22 protein-coding genes are annotated in these 20,260 nt (G+C 40.1%); all 22 read right to left on the reverse strand.

Annotation, left to right across the window (positions count from 1 at the left end; genetic code table 11):
* The gene (argF, locus tag H0Z23_RS00520; protein WP_296866741.1) at window positions 1-948 is read right to left on the reverse strand and encodes an ornithine carbamoyltransferase; all 948 of its coding nucleotides are present in this window, start codon (window positions 946-948) and stop codon (window positions 1-3) included.
* 47 nt (window positions 949-995) lie between these two features.
* Window positions 996-2,225 carry an arginine deiminase gene (locus H0Z23_RS00525; protein ID WP_296866744.1) on the reverse strand — a complete coding sequence of 410 codons (1,230 nt, stop codon included), beginning with the start codon at window positions 2,223-2,225 and terminating at the stop codon, window positions 996-998.
* Between the two features lie 121 nt (window positions 2,226-2,346).
* The gene (gene speD, locus H0Z23_RS00530; RefSeq protein ID WP_296866746.1) at window positions 2,347-2,781 is read right to left on the reverse strand and encodes an adenosylmethionine decarboxylase; all 435 of its coding nucleotides are present in this window, start codon (window positions 2,779-2,781) and stop codon (window positions 2,347-2,349) included.
* Complete coding sequence (speB, locus tag H0Z23_RS00535; RefSeq protein ID WP_296866747.1) at window positions 2,774-3,640, reverse strand: agmatinase; 867 nt, start codon at window positions 3,638-3,640, stop codon at window positions 2,774-2,776. The genes speD and speB overlap by 8 nt, the downstream gene beginning before the upstream one ends.
* A gap of 2 nt (window positions 3,641-3,642) precedes the next feature.
* Window positions 3,643-4,494: a polyamine aminopropyltransferase gene (gene speE / locus H0Z23_RS00540; protein ID WP_296866749.1), complete on the reverse strand. Its 852-nt coding sequence runs from the start codon at window positions 4,492-4,494 to the stop codon at window positions 3,643-3,645.
* A gap of 19 nt (window positions 4,495-4,513) precedes the next feature.
* On the reverse strand, window positions 4,514-4,999 hold the full coding sequence (locus H0Z23_RS00545; RefSeq protein ID WP_296866751.1) for an arginine decarboxylase, pyruvoyl-dependent: 486 nt from the start codon (window positions 4,997-4,999) through the stop codon (window positions 4,514-4,516).
* Window positions 5,000-5,114: 115 nt separating this feature from the next.
* Complete coding sequence (ispG, locus tag H0Z23_RS00550; RefSeq protein ID WP_296866754.1) at window positions 5,115-6,164, reverse strand: flavodoxin-dependent (E)-4-hydroxy-3-methylbut-2-enyl-diphosphate synthase; 1,050 nt, start codon at window positions 6,162-6,164, stop codon at window positions 5,115-5,117.
* 9 nt (window positions 6,165-6,173) lie between these two features.
* A complete protein-coding gene (locus H0Z23_RS00555) occupies window positions 6,174-7,223 on the reverse strand; it encodes an RIP metalloprotease (protein WP_296866757.1) in 1,050 nt (349 codons plus the stop codon).
* Window positions 7,224-7,245: 22 nt separating this feature from the next.
* Window positions 7,246-8,394 carry a 1-deoxy-D-xylulose-5-phosphate reductoisomerase gene (gene dxr / locus H0Z23_RS00560; protein ID WP_296866761.1) on the reverse strand — a complete coding sequence of 383 codons (1,149 nt, stop codon included), beginning with the start codon at window positions 8,392-8,394 and terminating at the stop codon, window positions 7,246-7,248.
* A 5-nt stretch (window positions 8,395-8,399) separates the two neighbouring features.
* Entirely contained in the window at window positions 8,400-9,221 is an 822-nt protein-coding gene (locus H0Z23_RS00565; RefSeq protein ID WP_296866763.1) for a phosphatidate cytidylyltransferase, read from the reverse strand.
* Window positions 9,208-9,921, reverse strand: coding sequence for a polyprenyl diphosphate synthase (uppS, locus tag H0Z23_RS00570; protein WP_296866766.1), 714 nt, complete (start codon window positions 9,919-9,921; stop codon window positions 9,208-9,210). The genes H0Z23_RS00565 and uppS overlap by 14 nt, the downstream gene beginning before the upstream one ends.
* 1 nt (window position 9,922) lies before the next feature.
* The gene (locus H0Z23_RS00575) at window positions 9,923-10,513 is read right to left on the reverse strand and encodes a uracil-DNA glycosylase (protein WP_296866768.1); all 591 of its coding nucleotides are present in this window, start codon (window positions 10,511-10,513) and stop codon (window positions 9,923-9,925) included.
* Window positions 10,510-11,373 (reverse strand): hypothetical protein, encoded by an 864-nt coding sequence (locus H0Z23_RS00580; RefSeq protein WP_296866770.1) that lies wholly within the window; start codon window positions 11,371-11,373, stop codon window positions 10,510-10,512. The genes H0Z23_RS00575 and H0Z23_RS00580 overlap by 4 nt, the downstream gene beginning before the upstream one ends.
* Complete coding sequence (gene hisC / locus H0Z23_RS00585) at window positions 11,363-12,472, reverse strand: histidinol-phosphate transaminase (RefSeq protein ID WP_296866772.1); 1,110 nt, start codon at window positions 12,470-12,472, stop codon at window positions 11,363-11,365. The genes H0Z23_RS00580 and hisC overlap by 11 nt, the downstream gene beginning before the upstream one ends.
* A 38-nt stretch (window positions 12,473-12,510) precedes the next feature.
* The gene (murA, locus tag H0Z23_RS00590) at window positions 12,511-13,803 is read right to left on the reverse strand and encodes a UDP-N-acetylglucosamine 1-carboxyvinyltransferase (RefSeq protein WP_296866774.1); all 1,293 of its coding nucleotides are present in this window, start codon (window positions 13,801-13,803) and stop codon (window positions 12,511-12,513) included.
* A 50-nt stretch (window positions 13,804-13,853) separates the two neighbouring features.
* Window positions 13,854-15,002, reverse strand: a complete 1,149-nt coding sequence (wecB, locus tag H0Z23_RS00595; RefSeq protein ID WP_296866776.1) for a non-hydrolyzing UDP-N-acetylglucosamine 2-epimerase — start codon at window positions 15,000-15,002, stop codon at window positions 13,854-13,856.
* Between the two features lie 35 nt (window positions 15,003-15,037).
* Window positions 15,038-15,952 (reverse strand): glycosyltransferase family 4 protein, encoded by a 915-nt coding sequence (locus H0Z23_RS00600; RefSeq protein WP_296866778.1) that lies wholly within the window; start codon window positions 15,950-15,952, stop codon window positions 15,038-15,040.
* 11 nt (window positions 15,953-15,963) lie between these two features.
* Complete coding sequence (upp, locus tag H0Z23_RS00605) at window positions 15,964-17,061, reverse strand: uracil phosphoribosyltransferase (RefSeq protein WP_296866780.1); 1,098 nt, start codon at window positions 17,059-17,061, stop codon at window positions 15,964-15,966.
* Between the two features lie 33 nt (window positions 17,062-17,094).
* On the reverse strand, window positions 17,095-18,048 hold the full coding sequence (meaB, locus tag H0Z23_RS00610) for a methylmalonyl Co-A mutase-associated GTPase MeaB (RefSeq protein ID WP_296866781.1): 954 nt from the start codon (window positions 18,046-18,048) through the stop codon (window positions 17,095-17,097).
* A 38-nt stretch (window positions 18,049-18,086) separates the two neighbouring features.
* On the reverse strand, window positions 18,087-18,299 hold the full coding sequence (locus tag H0Z23_RS00615; protein WP_296866783.1) for a flagellar biosynthesis protein FliR: 213 nt from the start codon (window positions 18,297-18,299) through the stop codon (window positions 18,087-18,089).
* A 136-nt stretch (window positions 18,300-18,435) separates the two neighbouring features.
* On the reverse strand, window positions 18,436-19,401 hold the full coding sequence (locus H0Z23_RS00620) for a Gfo/Idh/MocA family oxidoreductase (protein ID WP_296866785.1): 966 nt from the start codon (window positions 19,399-19,401) through the stop codon (window positions 18,436-18,438).
* An 87-nt stretch (window positions 19,402-19,488) separates the two neighbouring features.
* On the reverse strand, window positions 19,489-20,259 hold the full coding sequence (locus H0Z23_RS00625) for a polyphenol oxidase family protein (RefSeq protein WP_296866787.1): 771 nt from the start codon (window positions 20,257-20,259) through the stop codon (window positions 19,489-19,491).
* Between the last annotated feature and the right edge of the window lies 1 nt (window position 20,260).

The following is a 20,260-nucleotide window of genomic DNA, read 5'->3' on the forward strand; positions in this document are numbered from 1 at the left end:
TTATACATTGCCTATTGTAGCAACCATTACCGCCTTTATGGTGTGAAGTCTGTTTTCTGCTTCATCGAAAACTTTGGATTGCGGTGACTCGAATACTTCTTCTGTTACCTCGTTGCCTTTGACAGCAGGTAAGCAGTGCAAAAAGATAGTATCCTTACGACCTGTAGCAGCCATCAAATCTTTGTTAACTTGATAAGGTTTCAATAAAGCAATACGCTCGGCGAGCTTAGCCTCCTCACCCATAGAAGCCCACACATCTGTATATATAGCATGAGCACCTTTTACTGCTTCTTTGGGATCTTCAAAAAACTCGATAGTGCCACCAGAAACTTCATTAAACTCTTGGCACTTCTTAATCAGTTCACCTGAAGGCCTCAAGCCCTCTGGAGATGCTATAGCAAAATGTAAGCCAAGCTTAGCTGAGCCTATCATCATGGAATTAGCCATATTATTTCTGCCGTCACCAACAAAGACTAGCTTTATACCTTTTAAATAGCCAAAGTTCTCTTTTATTGTCAAGAAGTCAGCTAATATTTGTGTTGGATGATACATATCGGTCAGACCGTTCCATACTGGTACACCTGCATATCTAGCAAGCTCCTCTACGGTTTCCTGCTTGAATCCTCTAAATTGAATGCCATCAAACATTCTACCGAGAACCCTAGCGGTATCTTTTACGCTTTCTTTATGTCCTAACTGAATATCGTTTTTCCCTAAGTATTCTGGGTGTCCCCCTTCGTCTATACAAGCAACGGTAAAGGCACAACGGGTTCTTGTCGAAGGTTTTTCAAACAAAAGTGCTACGCTTTTTCCTTCCAACGCGTTCCCTTTTATACCAGCGCGCTTCTTCAGTTTAAGAGAAGCTGAAAGGTCAATAAGATATTCTATTTCTTCCGAAGTAAAATCCAAAAGTGTGAGAAAATGCCTTCCTTTTAAATTTACTGCCATTTGTTTTCCCTCCTAAAATATTTATTTATTTTAAATTTTTTATAAGTTTATTCTCTACAAATGGGCATACTCATACATCTTGGGCCTCCCCTTCCTCTTCCTAATTCGGCCCCTTTTATTTCAAAAACCTTTATCCCATTCTCTCGTAACGCCCTATTTGATGCAACGTTACGCCTATAAGTAACGACAACTCCTGGCTTAAGTGCTAGAGTATTAGTTCCATCATTCCACTGATCTCTAGCAGCAGCTATAGGATCGCCTCCTCCAGTTTCTATAAAACGAACGTTACTGATATCAAAAACCTTCTTTATGCACTCTTTCAAATTGTTGTGCTCCTCTATAGCGACTAAAGTACCATTCTCTTCGTATTTGAGTTCCCATATCCGCAGCGTTTCTGAGAGCCCAGGGTAAACAGTAAAAGCATCGTTATCCACCATGGTGAAGACGGTGTCCAAATGCATGGCAGCCCTAGTTTTAGGGATGTCAAAAGCTAATATAGTTTTGACAGAAGAGTTCTTGGCCAATCGGCTACCCACTATTTGGGCTGTTCCTGCTGAAGTTCGCTGACTTATTCCAATAGCGACCACTTTATCAGAAAGTACTAGTACATCTCCTCCTTCTATGTGATAGGGATATGTGTCTCTAGCCTGATTTCCGTAAAAAATTTTGAGGCCATTAAAATAAGGGTGGTTTTCGAATATATACTTAGCATATAACGGTTCTTTTTTTCTGGCCTCAAAATTCATTACGCTCACTATTACACCCTCTTGCACGAAACTGTAGGGATCTCTTTGAAAGTAAAGATTGGGTACTGGGCGAATCAAAAAATCATAGCTATCCATAGAATTCAGAACTAAACTAGTACAAGGGCTAAGCATCTGTAATGCTTCTTTCTTAGTTAGCCCAGCAATCAATACTTCCGCCAGCTCATCTGCTGGTATGGACATTAGCTCGCTCAATAACGCCGTTGAAAGCGGGATGTCGAGGGCTTCTAGGGCTATGACATCTTCCAATAAAGATTTTCTTATGTTTTCGTCCTTAAGTATGTGAGATAGACAATTTTTGAAATAGACTACTTCCACACCGTTATCTCTTAAAAGGTCTGCAAAAGCATCATGCTCCTTCTGTGCTTCTTCTACCCATAAAATATCATCAAATAACAATTCATCTTTGTTATCGATAGTAAGCCGCTCAAGTTCTCGGCCAGGTCTGTGCAGCATAACTCTCTTGAGGCGACCTATTTCCGAGGTAATACTGAAAATCCTATCTCCTTCCATTTTTCTCCTCCTCTAATAAACCAAATCAGTTTTAGAGTTTATTTTTATCTCTGATTATTATAAAACAAAATCCCGCAAAATGCACTATGGAGAAAATGTACAGAAAAGTGGAAGGCAGAGTTTAAACCCTGCCTTCCACTTCGGTTAATTCGCTATCTAACTTATCTATATTCAACCTTTGTTCTGATAGCTCAAGAGGCAAAGATCCCCGTTTTAGTTCCATGGTCGTAACCTTTTTTGCCTTAAGGTAGCTCGTGATATATTTAAATGCCTTCCACGGGTCAGCTTTAGTGCCACAAGTAAAAAGGTCTATTGCTGCATAACCAAACTCAGGCCATGTATGTATAGTTAGGTGAGATTCAGAGATAATTACTACTCCGCTTATCCCTTGGGGAGCAAATTGCCTAAATGCAACATCCAAAACTGTTGCCCCCGCTAATTCTGCAGCTTCCACCATCGCGGACTGTACGCCTTTCAAGTTATCCAGTTTTTCAGGTTCACAATCATACGCTTCAACCAATATATGTGTACCTAAGCTAGAAGACGTCTCAAACAACCTTTTCCACCCCCCATAAAAGTAATGCATCCCTTGCTATTTTGGCTGCCAACACTGAGGTTATATTATTAATATCAAGCAGCGGAGAAACTTCTACGATATCCATCCCTATCACATTAAGATGTTCCATCTTCTTTATAAAACGAAATAACTCCATATAATTACTGATACCCCCAGGTTCAGGGGTTCCTGTACCTGGAGCCACAGAAGGATCAAAAACATCAATGTCTAAGCTTATATAGATAGGCTTATCCTTTAGTTTAGAAATAGTCTTCTCAAAAGCTGGTAATATGTCATTGCCCGCAAATAACCTGGTGTGCTTTCTAGCCCACTCATACTCTTCAGAGGTGCCAGACCTAATCCCAAACTGAAACAAGCTTTGAGGAGTATCTAGGCACTCCTCAGCGACTCTTCTCATTACAGTAGCATGAGTGAATTTTTCTCCATGGTAGGTGTCTCTCAAATCCGCGTGGGCATCCAAATGAACAACACACAATCCTGGATTAATTTCTGCTGCTGCTTTTATTACACCATAAGAGACCAAGTGCTCCCCCCCAAAAGAAAGCACTTTTTTCCCTTTTTTGAAAAAATGCTTTGCCACTTTGTAAATAACATCTAATGCAACATCTACAGGTCTGCATTGCAAAACTAAATCGCCTATGTCTACAAAACCGATGTTTTCAAGATCCTTTTCTAAGCAAAAGCTAAATGTCTCGAGGCTCCATGACTCATCTCTTATGACTTGAGGCCCCTTACTACTTCCAGGTTGTCTAGAAACAGTACTGTCCAGAGGTAACCCCATCAATATCCATTGAGCTTTCTCAAGTCCCGAAGCTCTGGAGGAAATAAATTTTTTCAACTTTACTTACCTTCCTCCTCACTTAAAAGTTCCCTTACAAATCTAGGCAGAACGAAAGAAGCTTCATGTATCGAACGGCTGTAGTACCTTGTCTCAACAGGAACATCTCTAAGGGGTTTAGATGGGTCTGGCCCTTTACTTCCTACTGTATAAGTCCACATGCCAGTTGGATAGGTAGGCATGGCACCCCAACAAAGCTTTACGATAGGGAACACTTTTGACATCTCATCATAAGCACCCTTGACAATATCTGCTTCAGCAAAAGGAGATTCTGTTTGAGCTATCATCATACCATTGTCTCTTAGGGCGTTGAAGACATCCATGTAAAAATCACTTTTGAAAAGTCCAGCGGCAAAATCTACAGGATCGGTGCTATCTACAATGACCACATCAAAATAATCTCTCATTTTTTTGATAAACTTAATTGCATCCATAGGTTTTATTTCTACTTTCTCATTATCAAGTTCACTGCTTACTGACGGGAAATACTTCCTGGATGCGTTGATTACCTCTTCATCTATATCTACTAAGAAAACTTTCTCTAGAGAGGGGTGTTTGACAACTTCTCTAACCGTTCCGCCGTCTCCTCCTCCTACGACTAGAACTCTTTGTGGGTTTGGATGGGAGCACATTAAAACGTGAGCCATCATTTCATGATACGTAAACTCGTCCTTTTCAGTTATTTGGATAGCACCATCCAACAACATAACCTTGCCATACTCAAAGGTATCAACAACTAAGAGGTGCTGATAAGGGGTCTGTTTATTACATAGTATTTCCTTCAACCGCAGCCCCAAACGCATATTGCCTGTTTGATATTCAGTAACCCAAAGGTCAGCTGTTCTCTTTTCCATTTTTCACCAGCCACTTCACTTAAATTTTTTTATTTCTGTAGTCGTAAAAGAGAGGGCATGAAGCTATTACTGAACCACATACTTTAACGATATGGTCTATAGCTTTTACCTTTACTTCTTTGAGTTTCAAGCTTCTCATGTCAAAGGCTTCTACAACCATACTTTCCACTTTCTGGGCGGCTTCATCAGCTTTACAAAAACCTGAAAATTCCATTATCATACCAAAACTATCAGGATCATCTGGGATCCCAACCCCAATAGCCGCAGCTATGGTTTCTCCTGGAACATCACTAGTTATGGATCCATATGCTATTGGCAGAAGAGAGCCCAAAGGCATATCAAGATCGCCTACATACACACACCGGGGAGGAAGGACACTGCTAACTCGTAAAAGGTTCATATTGCCAATGCCGGCATCAAGTAAAGCTGCATCGAAAGCCGTAAGTTTTTCCTTGCCTTCTCCCTTTCCAACAGACAACGTGAATTTCTCAGGTATTGGCAACATTTCTACTGCCTCCTAGTTATTTTATATGGTGGGTCTTTTAAAAAAACGGAATAATTATAACGTCACAGTTGTACATGTCAATTAATCAATTTACATCGTGGGAAATTTAAATTCATTAGAAACCTTCAATAATGGACTTAACATAGCTTGCTATCTCTTCTACCGAACATCTGCCAATTACTTTGCCCTTTTGGAAAAACACTACACCACTTTGTGTTCCTGCGATTCCAAAATCCGCGCCGGATGCTTCTTTGGGCCCGTTAACTTCACAGCCCATAACCGCTACTGTCCAATCTTTTGGGAGTTTCCCTAGAGCAGGTTCTATTGCCTCAACAAGCATATTGACATCTACCCTTTTCCTGCCACAGGTGGGACAGGATATAAGGTCCGCTCGGAAACGCCTAATTCCTAGAGCTTGTAATATTTCTTGACCTACTTTTACTTCTTCCACTGAAGAAGCAGTGAGACTTACTCTTATAGTATCGCCTATCCCTTGGGATAACATTAAAGCAATGCCAACACTACTTTTAACTATTCCATGGAGCCCTGGACCGGCTTCTGTTATGCCAATATGTAATGGATAAGGATATAGTTGTCTTAGCAAAGTGTTAGCTTTCAAAGTTGCTTTTACCGAGGTGGCTTTTGCGGAAATTATTAGATCCTCAAAATCCTCGTCCTGCATAAGATTTATTTGCTCTTTCACTGCCAGGACTAAGGCAAGGGCTTCATCGCCTTGAGCCTTTTCGTAAAAGCTAGAAGCCAAAGAACCTCCATTGACCCCAATTCTTATTACTACTCCCTTGTCTTTTGCCATGCTTATGATCTCGCGCAAAGCTTTTTTGTTTTTCATGTTGCCTGGATTTATTCTTATCGAAGGGCACCCTGATTCCATTGCTGCCAAAGCTAGATTGCCGTCAAAGTGTATGTCTGCCATAATCGGAATAGTGGCTTCCTTTACTAAATAATCCAAATCCTGTTTTAGGTCTAATGAAGGAAAGGCAACTCGCAGTAGTTCGCAACCAACTTCTTTCAGCTTTTTGACTTCGGATAAAATTGCATCCCTTCTGTTTAAAGGGACTTTAAGCATACTTTCTACTCTGACTGGGTAGTTGTCACCTATTCCCATTTTGTTTATGAAAACACATCTACTATTATGCTTTTTCATATCTATAACTCAGTTCCCTCCATGCGTTAAGATTTTTACTAAGTCCTTCCATGTTACGGCAACCAATAAAGAAAGCAATACGATAAACCCCACTAAATGTATATATTGCTCCCACTTTTCCGGTATTCTTCTCCTAAACACCATTTCTGCAGCAACTATGATCAATCTGCCACCATCAAGCGCTGGGAAGGGGAACAAATTTAATACCCCCAAGTGCAGATTGATTAGCGCAAGGAAAGATACAAAGCTCCAAAATCCTTCCTTGGCTGCTTGTCCTGCCATGGTAGCTATACCTAAAGGCCCTGTGACAGAGACATCCGATCTACCAGTTATCCACCTGACGATCCCTTCTAATATTTGTACACTAAACCCCCATATATAATCTACAGATTTGAAAACAGCAGATATAGGATTGTATGTTACCCTAGCTGGCTGTATCCCCAACAGTGGATATCCATATTCTGGATCAACCGGTATTTCTGCGAATATCTCTTTAACTTTGCCTTCTTTTTTTATCTTTATTTTCACTGGTCCAGGCTTGTTTCCGATATTTCTTATAGCTTCAGACATCTCTTTCCAGTTCTCTACAGCTCGGTTCCCAACCTCAATTATGATGTCACCTTTTTCTAATCCATATTTCTCAGCAGGATAGCCTTTGAGCACATTTCCTATTTTCGTCGAATTTAAATCTAAAACTCCGTGAGTTGATAGTAAGAACGCTGTTAATAATATGGCGATAACGATATTAGCAATTGACCCGCTTGCAAGAACTATGAATCTTCTCCATGCTGGTTTCCCTCCAAAATCCATTCCTGGTAGTACTTGCTCCCCTTCTTTTTCTTCTCCCATACCAGCAAGCCTGACAAACCCACCAATGGGAATACTCCTCAAAGACCAAACAGTCTCTCCTACTTTTTTTTGGTAGATGCAAGGCCCCATTCCAAAAGAGAACTCATGGACCTGAATACCATTCCATTTAGCTGTTATATAATGGCCAAACTCATGAGAGATTACACATATACCTATAACAATAAGAAAAGATAAGGCACTTATTACCATTTACTGCACTCCCATCTTAGAATCAAAGATATTTTTTAAATTGTTCCTTGGCTAAAGTTCTTCCAATATTTACTAGTTCCACGGCATCCTCCAAGGTTTGAGGCTCTTCTCCTTTATACGAATCAAGGGTTTTTCTAATCAGTTTAGGAATCTCAGTAAAAGTGATTGATCCTTTAATGTAAAGATTTACAGCTTCTTCATCAGCCCCAACTAAAAGAGCAGGATAGGCACCACCCATTCGGGCTGCCTCAATAGCTACAAAGTAACAAGGATATCGTTTTTCGTCTATTGGTTTTAAGTTAAGGGTTCCCAATTCCAATGGTTTCTCTTCCGCTGGAACATTAAGCCTCTGTGGATAAGAAAGTGCATATAAAGTTGGTAAAAACATGTCTGGATAGAATGCAGCAAGACATACAGAACCATCTATAAACTCTACTCCTCCGTGAATCCTAGATTCAGGATGAATAAATCCTTCAATTCTATCAATGGGCATGTTAAACAAAATGGATGCTTCAATTATTTCCAGCCCTTTATTCATCATTGTGGCGCTATCTATAGTTATCTTGTTTCCCATCTGCCACACAGGGTGTTTTAATGCTTCTTTAGGTTTGACTTCCGACAACGCTTCCAGAGGATAATTCAGGAAAGGACCCCCAGAAGCGGTAATGAACATCCTTCTTACATCTGAGGCCCTACAGCTTTTACCAAGACATAGCCATATAGCATTATGTTCACTGTCTAGCGGCAACAACTGGTTATCATGCTTAATGCTTTCCTTTATCCATTTGCCACCGACTATAAGGCTCTCTTTGTTGGCTATTAGTACATCTTTGCCGCTTTTTAACGCTAAAATCAGGGCCTTTAATGAAGCTACGCCGGAAGAGGCAAATATAACTTTATCAATATTAGGGTCACATACCATTTCCTCCAATGTTTCAGAGCCCGTTTTCAAGTTTATTCCAAAAATATCATCTTTATCCATATCATATTTTTTACTCTCATATAAATATGCGTTTTTGGCATTAAATTTTTTGCATATACTTATTAACTTTTCAATGTTACGATATGCTGCTGCAGAATATAAGGAAAAAACTTGCGGATAAGTTTCTATAACCCTTAAAACGGCACTTCCCACGCTACCCGTTGCACCTATCAAAGCTATCTTGTACATATTCATCAACTCCATAAATTTCCCCAGAAAAGATATACCAAAGTTGCTGATATAACCACACTATCGAATCTATCCAAAAATCCGCCATGTCCTGGAATAATATTTCCTGAATCTTTTATCCCTACTTCTCTCTTAAGCAAGGATTCAGCAAGATCGCCCATTTGGCCAAAAGTTCCGCACAGTAAACCAATAACAAGTAAAGGAATAGGCCTCAGCTGCCATAAATACGACAAAAGCCCAGCACACAAAAGGCTACCGGTTAGACCTCCAAGAAACCCTTCCATTGTCTTCTTAGGGCTTACAAGAGGGGCAAGGGGCGTTTTTCCCCATTTGCATCCGATGAGATATGCCATTATATCGCAGCTCCAGGTACAAAGAAACAATGTACCTAATATAAAGATACCCCACGGCTGTTGCCTTAGGGTTATCACGAAAGACCATGGCAAAATACAATAAACGATCCCACCAATAGTACCACTCAAGCTATAAATGCCGTGGCTGTTTTCCGTAATACTTTTACGTATTATTTCTACAATCATGACAAGAAAAACACATAAAACTAGTAAGGGAAGCACCGCTTCGTAAAAATGGGAAAATGAAAGAACAAGCACGGTTGCACCCACTAAAAAGCCTATAGCTCTCGAAACATGAAAAAGACCCTTTATCATCCGGTAAAACTCTGCCAATGATCCCATGGCTACCATTGAGCAAAAGAGAAACCATGGGTAGCCTCCCAAATACAGAGAGCTCACAACTATGGAAACTATAAAGATTCCGCTTGCAGCGCGTTTTACTAATTCGTTACTTTTAATATTAAATAGATCCATAACGTCTTTGCCTCTTAGCATATGATTCAAGGGCTTCATTGAAGTCTTTTTCTGAGAAATCAGGCCACAATGTCTCAGTAAAGAAAAATTCTGCATAGCTTGACTGCCATAGTAAGAAATTACTTAATCTCACTTCGCCGCTAGTTCTTATTACTAAATCTGGATCTGGTACGTCAGGTAAATATAAACAAGACCTGAACAGAGATTCATCCACATTGGGTGGATTCATGTTCAACAATTTCTTTACTGCGTCTATAATCTCTTGCCTTCCTCCATAATTTATACACAATATAAGATCTAAAGTTTTACAGTGGGAGGTATCATTTTCTACTTTTTCCATGAACAACCTCAATTTTTCTGGAAGGGATTCTATTCTCCCAGCAAAACGCAATCGTATATCGTTTTTCTTCAATTCAGAACTTTTATTTGCCAAATAGCTTTTTAAAAGGTCAAATAGACCTTCAACTTCTTCTTTAGGCCTTTTCCAATTTTCTGTCGAAAATGCATAAAGGGTCAAATATCTTATTTTATTTTTCACAACTAACTTCAAAACCTTTTCTACTGTCTTTGCTCCTGCTTTGTGGCCAAAAAGCCTAGGCAGGTTTCTTTTTTGAGCCCATCTTCCGTTACCATCCATTATGATAGCTATATGTCGAGGCATGCTATTATTTTTCTGTTGAGTTACTTGAGTTGTTCCCATTTTATTCACCCTTTAGCTCTAACCACTTTTGTTTTATTTCCTGTATATCTATCCACGTATAATATTTAGGGCTTCCTACTTTGTTCGAAGCATTCCTTAAAAGATAACTAGGATGAAACATAGGCCTAACTAAAATTCCTCTCCAATTGAACCACTTCCCCCTAAGCTTAGAGATGCCCTCTGTAGTTTTTAACAACCATTTGGTAGGAGTGGAACCCAAACACACTATGATCTTGGGGTTTATCAATGCAATCTGGGACATCAAATATTGATCACAAGCTGTCATTTCTTCAATAGTGGGTACCCTGTTGTTAGGTGGACGACACTTTACGACGTTAGTAATGTACAGTTCCTCTCTCTTAATATTCACTGACTCAAAAATTTTATCCAATAACTGTCCTGCCCTTCCCACAAAAGGGAGCCCTCTTTCATCTTCCTCAGCCCCTGGCCCTTCTCCTACGAACATAAGATCTGTCTCCGTATTACCATAACCAATTACTGCTTGTTTCCTGCTTTCTCCCAGGGGACATTTTTTACATTCTTCTATAAGCTTGCTGAGGTTCTCCCAAGCAGTTTTTTTTCTCTCGTTCATCGAAAGTCCACCTCTTGTATAATTATGTCTATCTTCTTGATATCTAAACCGGTAAAGGTTGATATGGCTCGATATAATTTTTTTCTTATTAGGTTCCCTAATTCTGTAAACTGCATCTCTCCGCATATTGCTTTAACTTGTATAGAGAGAGCTACACTATCGTCAAAGGATTTTACATCCACCCCAAGGACCTTAGCCACACCTCTGGTTCCGGCAGCTACAAATTTTGCTATCTGCTCTATTGCTGTGGGTTCTATATTTAGGTTTCCGTAAAACCTGAAAGGTGGCCTAACTATTGTTTTTTCTCCTTCGTTAGCTGATTTATCACCCAAGAGGACCTTCAGCCTGCCAACAAGTTTCCCTGCAAAGTTTCTTCTAACTTGTACGTGAGAAACAGGAATAACATGTTGTCCCTTGGCGGTACGCTCCCGTCTTGCGTTCTGTATCTCTTCTTGAGATGCTACGTCTTCTATCCTAACTATTTCCTCCGGAGCGTCCAATCCCAAATTATCTGTTATTCGTTCCACCATTCCAAGCGAAGTAGATATTACCATTACTGTACAAGGCTTTGCTTTTTTTAAAAAGGCTCTGACTGTTTCCCTATGGTCCTTAAACTGAAACAATGCTCTCCGAATAGCTTTTACTTGGTTTTTTTCTGCTTTTGCGCTTTTACCACATACAATTTGACCTTTCCTTATTACCAATCCATCGTCAATTATATAATCTGCCCCCAAGCTATTAGCTACCAGCTGAGCTCGCTGACTTTTCCCTGTGCCTGCAGGGCCCACAAAAGCTATAACTTTTACCCCTTCAATTTTCTGTTCATTTGAATCTTTATTAGCATTACAGTTACAACTCAACAGATGTCAACACCTTCTTCAATGAGGCAAGAAATTTCTCATTCTCTTCCGGTAAGCCGACAGACACTCTAAGATGCCCAGGCAACCCTAAATCACTTCCTTTTCTAACTATAACCCCTTCTTTTAACAACAATTCAAATATTAAATCTGATTTGGGATGTTTTATAAGAAGAAAGTTTGCACAGGAACTTATAGTATACATACCCAACTCCCTAAGAGACTCCAATAACTTCTTTCTTTCAGCTATTGTCTTAATACGAACTTCTCTGACGTGATCTTCCTCGGCAAGCGCAGCAGCTGCGGCCTTTTGAGCTATACTATTCACTTCAAAAACCGGATGCGTCTTATCGTAAGCATCTACAACGACTTTAGGTGCAATAGCATAAGCAACCCTTAAAGCTGCAAGCCCATAGATCTTGGAAAATGTCCTTATAACAACGACCCTTCCAACTTGCCTGAAAAGCTCAACTCCTGCCAAATAAGCAGGATCGTCTACATACTCGGCATATGCTTCGTCCACAATGAGAAGAACTCCTTTGCTTTCGAGCTCTACTGCAAGTTTTATAAGTTCACTTCTGGGTATCATTTTGCCTGTGGGGTTATTGGGGTTGCAGATTACCAATGCTTTAGTTTTTTCGCTGCAATTTGATATTAAATCTTCCACCATCCAGTAATCTTCATCTTTTGCATTGATTTCAATACACTTAGCAGATGCCGCAATAGCAGCAAGTTTATAAAGCGGATACGTAGGTGTTGGCAAAACAATTTCTTCACCAGGGTTTATTATTGCGTGAAGTAGAGAGTGTAAAATACCTTCAGTTCCTGCCCCGATAATTACCTCTTTAGGAGATACTCCCCATTTAGTCGCTATGATTTTTCGTAAAAAATACGAACCTGGCTCGGGATATCTTTGCACTTCCTTGGAACCTCTCACTATGGCTTCACACACTGCATCTGGCAAAGGCCAGGGACTTTCGTTGGAGCACAGTTTAACTATTTTTTCAAATCCTAGCTCTCTTTGCAGTTCTTGAATAGGTTTGCCGTAACGATATTTCTCAACCAAATTAAGGTCTTCACGAACTATTTTTTTAACCCACATAGAGTATACCCCCTTTGTATAGGAGCATTAATTTGCACCTACCACTTAGAATCTCCATTCTCTTCTGACGGCAGCTCCTCTACCTCTCCCCCAAGAGACCTCAGTTTATCTTCAAAATTCTCATAGCCTCGTCTTATATGTCCCAATCCATATACAGTTGTCTCGTCTTCTGCTGCAAGGCCAGCTAAGACAAGGGCAGCACCTGCTCTTAGGTCAGTAGCTCTTACTTCAGCCCCCTTAAGTTTCGAAACTCCATTAACTATTGCAGTATTACCTTGTAGCTCTATATTGGCACCCATACACTTTAGTTCACTTATATGTAAAAACCTAGACTCAAAAACAGTTTCTTTTATAACGCTAGTGCCTTCTGCTATTGTCATCAGAGCTGTAAACTGAGGCTGCATATCTGTAGGAAAGCCAGGGTAGGGTAAAGTTTTTAAGGATACCCCTTTCATTTTACAGTCTCTTGCATCTACTGTAACTGCGTTTTGCTCAATTTCTATATTGATCCCTGTTTCCTCTAACTTGGCTAATGTTGCGTCAATATGCTCTAACATTACGTTTTTAACCTTAACCTTACCTCTTGTAATAGCACCCGCCACCATAAATGTCCCTGCTTCTATCCTGTCTGGAATTATCTCCACTTCTGTCTCATTTAGGTTATCAGTGCCTTCTACATGAATTATTCCAGTTCCTACTCCTTCTATCTTGCACCCCATTAACTTTAGAGCATCAGCCAGGTTGGTTATTTCCGGTTCTCTAGCGGCATTTTCAATTATTGTTTCCCCCTTCGCAAAGACAGCAGCCATCATAATATTTTCAGTAGCTCCCACAGATGGGAAATCCAGATATATTCTGGTGCCTTTCAATTCCTTGGCTTGTGCATGAACAGCACCGTGCACTAAATCAATTTCAGCTCCTAATTTTGTTAAACCCTTGAGATGTAAGTCTATTGGGCGGCTTCCTATGGCACATCCTCCAGGAAGAGGCAAAATTGCCTTTCCCATTCTGGCAAGCAAAGGCCCAAGAACAAGGGATGAAGCTCTCATTTTACTGACTAAAGCCTTAGGGGTTTCCCAGCAAAGGTCCTCAGGAACGGATAACACCATACTATGATCCACATGTCTTACCTCAACGCCTAATTGCCTCAATAAGTCAGCCATTGTATAAATATCTTCCAACTTTGGAACATGTTTTACTTTCAATGTTTTGCCCTTAAGCAACAGAGCCGCAGCTATTACCGGCAAAGCAGCATTTTTGGCCCCTTGCGTTGTGACTTCCCCATTTAAAGACTTACCGCCTCTAATTATCATTTTGGAGCGCACTAACATCACCTCATTCAAGTTGGAAATTACTTTTCGTTCACAGTCATACTAATTTATCATACTAATTTATTGTTTAAATACTCTTCCGTAACAAGGACAATGGTCCTAGATGCTTCTCCAGAACCAAATGGTGTAGTTGCATTAAACAATTCTTTTTTTGTTTCTTCATATTCTTTTTTGCTTATTTCTGAAAGAATCTGATTAGACATTTCTATAATTCTTATTTTAGAGGTTCCTACCAAAAAAGCATTACCGTACTCTAAGGCCTCGGGGCGTTCAGTTACATCGCGCATAACTAGAGTGGGTTTACCTAATGCGGTAGCTTCCTCCTGAATTCCTCCGCTATCTGTGAGTATTAAATCACTCCGCTGCATCGCCCAAATAAAATCGGGATACCCTAGGGGATCACATAAAATAACTCTGGTTTTTTTACCAAGTATATTTTGGACAGTAATTCGAACATTTGGATTTTTATGCATAGGGAATATGACCCATACATCATTGTGACGGGTTACTATTTCATCTATTGCATCGCATATATTAAGAAGTGGATCTCCCCAGGATTCTCTCCTATGTGCTGTAACCAAAATCAATCGTACATCCTCAGGAAGTGCTCTTAGCTTTTCCTCTGAAGGTTCCTTGAGTTTTTGCAGCGTCATCTTTAGTGCATCTATTACAGTATTGCCTGTCACAACTATTTTTTTGTCGCTTACGCCTTCATTTAAAAGATTTTTTCTCGCTCTTTGGGTAGGAGCAAACAGAATATCAGAAATCCTATCTACGACTACTCTGTTTAGCTCCTCGGGAAAAGGTAAATGAATATCCCCACTTCTAAGGCCTGCCTCCACATGGACTATGGGTATTTTCCTGTAAAAGGCAGACATGGCAGATGCCAGGGCTGTTGTGGTATCACCATGAACCATAACTGCATCAGGCTTCACTTCATCCAGAACCTTTCCAGTCTCAACTAGCACTGTGGATGTCAAATAATCAAGGCTCTGTGAATGTTTCATAACACAAAGATTACGATTAGGTTCAACATTAAAATGCGACAGCGCTTGATACAGCATATCTGTATGTTGTCCTGTAGCCAGGACATAAGGCTCCATAGTTTTAGATTCATTTAGTAAGCAAATGACCGGAGCCATCTTTATTGCTTCAGGTCTGGTCCCAATTACACAACAAATTTTTTTTCTATTACCCATATATAACCACCCTTAGACTATGCACCTGAACAGGCTCAACTTTTGCCTACAAGCAATTTGTATCCTAATACTACCATGCATCCATGGAGTAATAACAGCAAAAATAGAGTTTGGCCCATTTTAAGACCTTTGTCTAGCAAAATAAAATGGAGATGTCCCCTATCTGGAGAAAAAGGCGATCTACGTAAGGCTACCCTTCTTGCAGCTGACCACAATGTGTCAAGGAATGGCATTCCCCCTATCATAAAAAGGGAAAGTAAATTTACTAATATATCTTTGTTCTCCAAGAAAGGATATATGCCAAAAGCCACATGACTCATACACACAAAACCTAGCAATGTGCTGCCGCCATCTCCTAAAAATGTTTTTGCTGTGGGATAATTCCATAAAAATATGCCGAAGGCTATGGCGGCAAGAGGGAAAAAGATTGTAATTTTTATCATGATGGCTCCAAATATGCATGAAAGCATAAAGAGAGAAAGGGCCAAACCATTAATGCCATCCACCAAATTATACGCGCTGGTGCCCCCAGCAATCCAAAGTAAAAAGAGGATTTTCAAAGACATGCATATAGGTAAAAACCAAACCACCAACCCTGACGCTAATAAATGAACAACTAGTTTCATTAGTGCTGACAGCTCTCTCATGTCGTCTATATAGCCCACCAAAAACACTGCGGTGGCACCAGTAGCTATAGGAACCATTTCAGGATATATTTTCAGCAATATAAAAGATAAAAAGAGATATCCAGTCCAACAAACTAATCCTCCACCTCTTGGAATTATTCCGCTATGCTTTTTTCTGCCACCTGGCATATCAAGAATCCTGAAGGTCTTTGCCAATGCAATTGACAAAGGAGTGGCTCCCGCTCCCCACACGAAAAATAATATGCTAAGGCAAAGTACACCCTTCCAGTTAGATATTAGTTGCATAAACTCCTGACTGTTCATCTTTCAAAACTCTAGCGAGTCCCAAAAAGCCTATCTCCTGCATCACCTAAGCCAGGAACTATATAGCCGTGATCGTTCAAATGATCATCTAATGCCGCAGTGTATATCTCTACATCTGGATGGTGGCTATGAACCTTATTTACACCTTCAGGCGCTGCTATGAGGCAAACTAATGTTATTTTCTTTCCTCCCCTTCTTTTGACGAGCTCAATGGCTGCCGCAGCAGAACCTCCAGTGGCAAGCATAGGGTCCAAAATAAAAATATCTCTTTCCTCTATATCTCCAGGCAATTTGCAATAATATTCTACGGGTTCTAAAGTTTCTGGGTCTCTGTAGAGTCCCACGTGACCAACTTTAGCGTTGGGAATCAATTGGAGTATCCCATCTACCATTCCCAAACCGGCACGTAAGATAGGAACGATAGCCATCTTCTTACCTGCAATAGAATAAGCTATAGTTTCGGTTATAGGAGTTTCTACTTTAACCTCTTCAAGTACTAGGTTTCTAGTAATCTCATATACCATGAGACCAGCTATCTCCTGCACAAGCTCCCTGAATTCCTTGACAGTGGTTTTTTTATCTCTAATTATTCCAACTTTATGCTTTACAAGAGGGTGTTCTATTATATTAAGTTTCTTGTGGCAAGAGTCTGAGACCTTACAACTTTCATAATTTTTTATTTTCCCTACTCTCCTGCTATGCCTTCCTTCATCAAAATCAGTATTAAGCCACGCATCCACCATTGCCAGGGCATCTTCTAATTTCGTAGTCCTACCCCCTAGCGCCAGTATATTGGCATTGTTGTGAGCTCTACACAATCTTGCCATTTCAACACTGCACACTAGCGCAGCGTAGGCTCCAGGTACTTTATTGGCCGCGATTGACATCCCTATTCCAGTTCCACAAACTAAGATGCCTTTATCATATGTTTTATTGGCAACTGACTCTGCAACCGTAATAGCTATATCAGGATAGTCGACTGATATAGCGGAGCTGTTTGTGCCAAAATCAATAACTTCTAAGCCATTTTCCGACATTTTTCCAAGATGTTTTTTTATTTCTTCCTTTAGGTTAAAACCTGCATGATCAGACCCTAAAACTATTTTCATTATCATTTCCTCCCATATTAATACTATACAAATTTATACGCTTAAATTACCCCCGCACAAAATATTGTCAAGCAGTTCTTTTGCGACCGTGTACGGGTCATTGTGCCTTTGTGCCAAATCATCTAATAGTTCTTTGGATTTTGTATCTTCCCACGCGTCTTCCACTATCCTAGCTATTTCCCTCGCCAAAATAGCTTCTACCTCATTGGTTAGCCTTTGATACTTTTTCCTTTTGCCTTCTTCTGAACTCGTCAAAAATGTTTTGTGCTCCTCGATTTTGTCACATAATTCTTTGATTCCTTCGCCTTTCTCCGCAATAGTCATAATAACCGGTGGGGACCATGATCTTTTGGGCATCAAATCAAGCATCATTCTTACCTCAGTAGCTATTCTTTCTGCTCCATCTCTGTCAGATTTGTTCACTATAAAAACATCTGCTATTTCCATTATTCCGGCTTTCATTATTTGTATATCGTCCCCCATCCCCGGGACGAGGACCAAGCAAACAGTATCTGCAATTTTCACTATATCTACCTCAGATTGGCCTACTCCAACAGTTTCTATAATTACAACATCTTTTCCGCAAGCATCTAAAATCAACGCAGCTTCATAAGTAGCTCTGCTTAAGCCTCCCAACGAGCCTCTGGTACCCATGCTTCTTATAAAAACATCTTTATCCACCGAATGTTGCTGCATTCTAAGCCTGTCTCCCAGAACCGCTCCGCCACTGAATGGACTTGAAGGATCAACAGCGATAACTCCAACTGTTTTGCCCTTCGATTTCATCTCCTTGATCATTTTATCCACCAAAGTACTCTTCCCTGCACCGGGACTACCTGTAATTCCTATTATATGGGCTTTGCCTGAATGGGGGTAAATTGACTTCATTAAACTTTCTGCATATGGTGATTCGTTTTCAACTAAAGTTATCAGCCTAGCTATAGATCTAGCATCACCATTCAGCGCTTTTTCAATAAGTTTTTCCAAGACTAGCCACCTCTTTCTATATAAAGTACCTTTGTTTATTATTTATTTAAAATATCTATTCCGGCAAAAGCGTAAAAAGCAAAATATATAGCTGCAGCAAAAACAAATCCTAGAAGCATGCGCAAAAAGAATACTAATGTGGGGCCTCCGGGCCATCTGCCCTCGTTTATTCTCACGACAGCTCTAGAAATTAAGAGCGCTAAAACGAAAAAAAGCAAAGACATGAGCGCTTGAACGTTTGTTGCAGGCATATTATCCCCTCCAAGATGTTAAGAATATTGTATCAAGTACTGCCGATAATATAGAATCTTCACATCGAAAAGTCCGGGGCGGTGTCCCCGGACTTACTATATACTATAGCTTATAAAATAATATAACAAAAAAATGTTATGCCTCAGCAAACTTGATATCCATTTTAGAAGAATTTATTTGTTTCAATACATATATTGCGACCTCCAAAGCTCTTTTGCCGTCCGTTATTCCCACTAACGGCTGTTTACCCTCTTGTATACACGTTACAAAGTGCTGTAACTCCAGCTTCAGGGGCTCCTTTTTGGGAAATACTGGATGCTCTATGACCTCAACCATACCTGCACCTTTTTCTCTTATACATCTATGGATAGATACATCCTGGGTTTCATAATTGACGGAGATAAATCTTTCTGGTTCCATTATCTCAAGTTGCCTAAGCCTTTTCTCAGAAACCCTGCTCACCAAAATTTGGGCAAGTGCACCATTCGCAAAGGATATCTGTGCAGAAGCTACATCTTCCATGTCTGTTTTTACTGGCCTTCCTATAGCAGTTATAGATTCTATTTCTGAGTTAACCAAAGATAAAATTATATCTATATCATGAATCATCAAGTCCAAGACAACACCGACATCACTAATCCTAGGGTTAAATGGCCCCATCCTTCTCGACTGCATAAAGATAGGCTTTTTGACAATTTTCTGAACGTACTGTATAGCACTGTTAAATCTTTCAATATGCCCTACCTGGAGGACTAGATTTCTTGAAGCTGCGATCTTAAGGAGCTCTTCTGCTTCCTCAACTGTAGCAGTAACAGGTTTTTCTATCAAAACATGACATCCCTGCTCAAGAGCCTTCCTTGCAACCTCATAGTGTTCGCTAGTTGGGACAACTACGCTAACTGCATCAGGCTTAGCAACATTTAAAAAGTGCTCTACATCAGTGTAGTGAGGTACCTTAAGGAGATCGCCTATACTTGCTGCCCTGTCTTCGTTTATATCAACTATACCCACCAACTCGGCATTCAATAGTTCCGTGTAAACTCTAGCATGATGAAATCCTAAATGCCCTACTCCCATAACACCGACTCGAACTGGTCTCATCAAAAACCACCTTCCGGGCTTTATAATATCCTTTTGCTCTAATTTTATTATCCCACCATAACGATTTTTTTGGTCTCATAATCAATCCTAGTCACCTAAAGAACATAAAAGGAAGTTTCTATCTTCAACGTCCCCTTGCCTATAGGAGTACAATAAATCATTGTTGCATGAGGAACAAAGGTCTATTATCTTGACTGCTTGCGAAGAAAGCCCCAAATCACACAGCTGTTTTTTTATCGCCCCAGCTATATCGAAAAAAACTCTATCATTTTCTACTCGCCAATGTTCCTCCGGGAAAAGTTTCATAGCTTCTTCTGTGAGAGGCTCATCTTTCACCCTATAGTAACAATTTTTGCAAATTCCTGGGCCTATCCAGCCTATTATGTCCTCTGCGCCCTGAATGTCAAACTTGTCAATAATTTTTTCTATCAAAGCCTTAGCTATATTTTTCAGTGTTCCTTTGAAACCTGAATGAGCTATTGCAATCCAAGGTTTAGGTCTCAAGCCTTGGATTATTATAGGAAAACAATCGGCAAAACGCAGCGACCCGAGAATACCGACTCTATCTATAATTACCCCATCCCCTTCAGGTCTATATGGTAGATACATGGACGGTGAAGGTTCCAATATCTTCACTCCATGTACTTGTTTTGGAGCCATTATTGGTTTCTTATCTTTAGAATAAAAAATTTTTTCTGCTATCTTTTCGGGGTTACCACAAGTATTCTCCAATAGTGGCCCTTTCATAAACAACATAGCGCTTCCTTTATAAGAGGGGGGTGCCACGTACTTTAGTATATATTGACCTTCATTTTTCTTGACCTCATAATTTGGCAACAAGTTCGGAATATCTCCCAAT

Source organism: Thermovirga sp., from assembly GCF_017656375.1.
In the GTDB taxonomy this organism is placed as follows: domain Bacteria; phylum Synergistota; class Synergistia; order Synergistales; family Thermovirgaceae; genus Thermovirga.

Coding starts and splice junctions, on each gene's coding strand:
- argF (WP_296866741.1), bottom strand. CDS start 948: ATGGCAGTAAATTTAAAAGGAAGGCATTTTCTCACACTTTTGGATTTT.
- H0Z23_RS00525 (WP_296866744.1), bottom strand. CDS start 2,225: ATGGAAGGAGATAGGATTTTCAGTATTACCTCGGAAATAGGTCGCCTC.
- speE (WP_296866749.1), bottom strand. CDS start 4,494: ATGGAAAAGAGAACAGCTGACCTTTGGGTTACTGAATATCAAACAGGC.
- H0Z23_RS00545 (WP_296866751.1), bottom strand. CDS start 4,999: ATGTTGCCAATACCTGAGAAATTCACGTTGTCTGTTGGAAAGGGAGAA.
- ispG (WP_296866754.1), bottom strand. CDS start 6,164: ATGAAAAAGCATAATAGTAGATGTGTTTTCATAAACAAAATGGGAATA.
- H0Z23_RS00555 (WP_296866757.1), bottom strand. CDS start 7,223: ATGGTAATAAGTGCCTTATCTTTTCTTATTGTTATAGGTATATGTGTA.
- dxr (WP_296866761.1), bottom strand. CDS start 8,394: ATGTACAAGATAGCTTTGATAGGTGCAACGGGTAGCGTGGGAAGTGCC.
- H0Z23_RS00565 (WP_296866763.1), bottom strand. CDS start 9,221: ATGGATCTATTTAATATTAAAAGTAACGAATTAGTAAAACGCGCTGCA.
- uppS (WP_296866766.1), bottom strand. CDS start 9,921: ATGGGAACAACTCAAGTAACTCAACAGAAAAATAATAGCATGCCTCGA.
- H0Z23_RS00575 (WP_296866768.1), bottom strand. CDS start 10,513: ATGAACGAGAGAAAAAAAACTGCTTGGGAGAACCTCAGCAAGCTTATA.
- hisC (WP_296866772.1), bottom strand. CDS start 12,472: ATGTGGGTTAAAAAAATAGTTCGTGAAGACCTTAATTTGGTTGAGAAA.
- murA (WP_296866774.1), bottom strand. CDS start 13,803: ATGTTAGTGCGCTCCAAAATGATAATTAGAGGCGGTAAGTCTTTAAAT.
- wecB (WP_296866776.1), bottom strand. CDS start 15,002: ATGGGTAATAGAAAAAAAATTTGTTGTGTAATTGGGACCAGACCTGAA.
- H0Z23_RS00600 (WP_296866778.1), bottom strand. CDS start 15,952: ATGAACAGTCAGGAGTTTATGCAACTAATATCTAACTGGAAGGGTGTA.
- upp (WP_296866780.1), bottom strand. CDS start 17,061: ATGAAAATAGTTTTAGGGTCTGATCATGCAGGTTTTAACCTAAAGGAA.
- H0Z23_RS00615 (WP_296866783.1), bottom strand. CDS start 18,299: ATGCCTGCAACAAACGTTCAAGCGCTCATGTCTTTGCTTTTTTTCGTT.
- H0Z23_RS00620 (WP_296866785.1), bottom strand. CDS start 19,401: ATGAGACCAGTTCGAGTCGGTGTTATGGGAGTAGGGCATTTAGGATTT.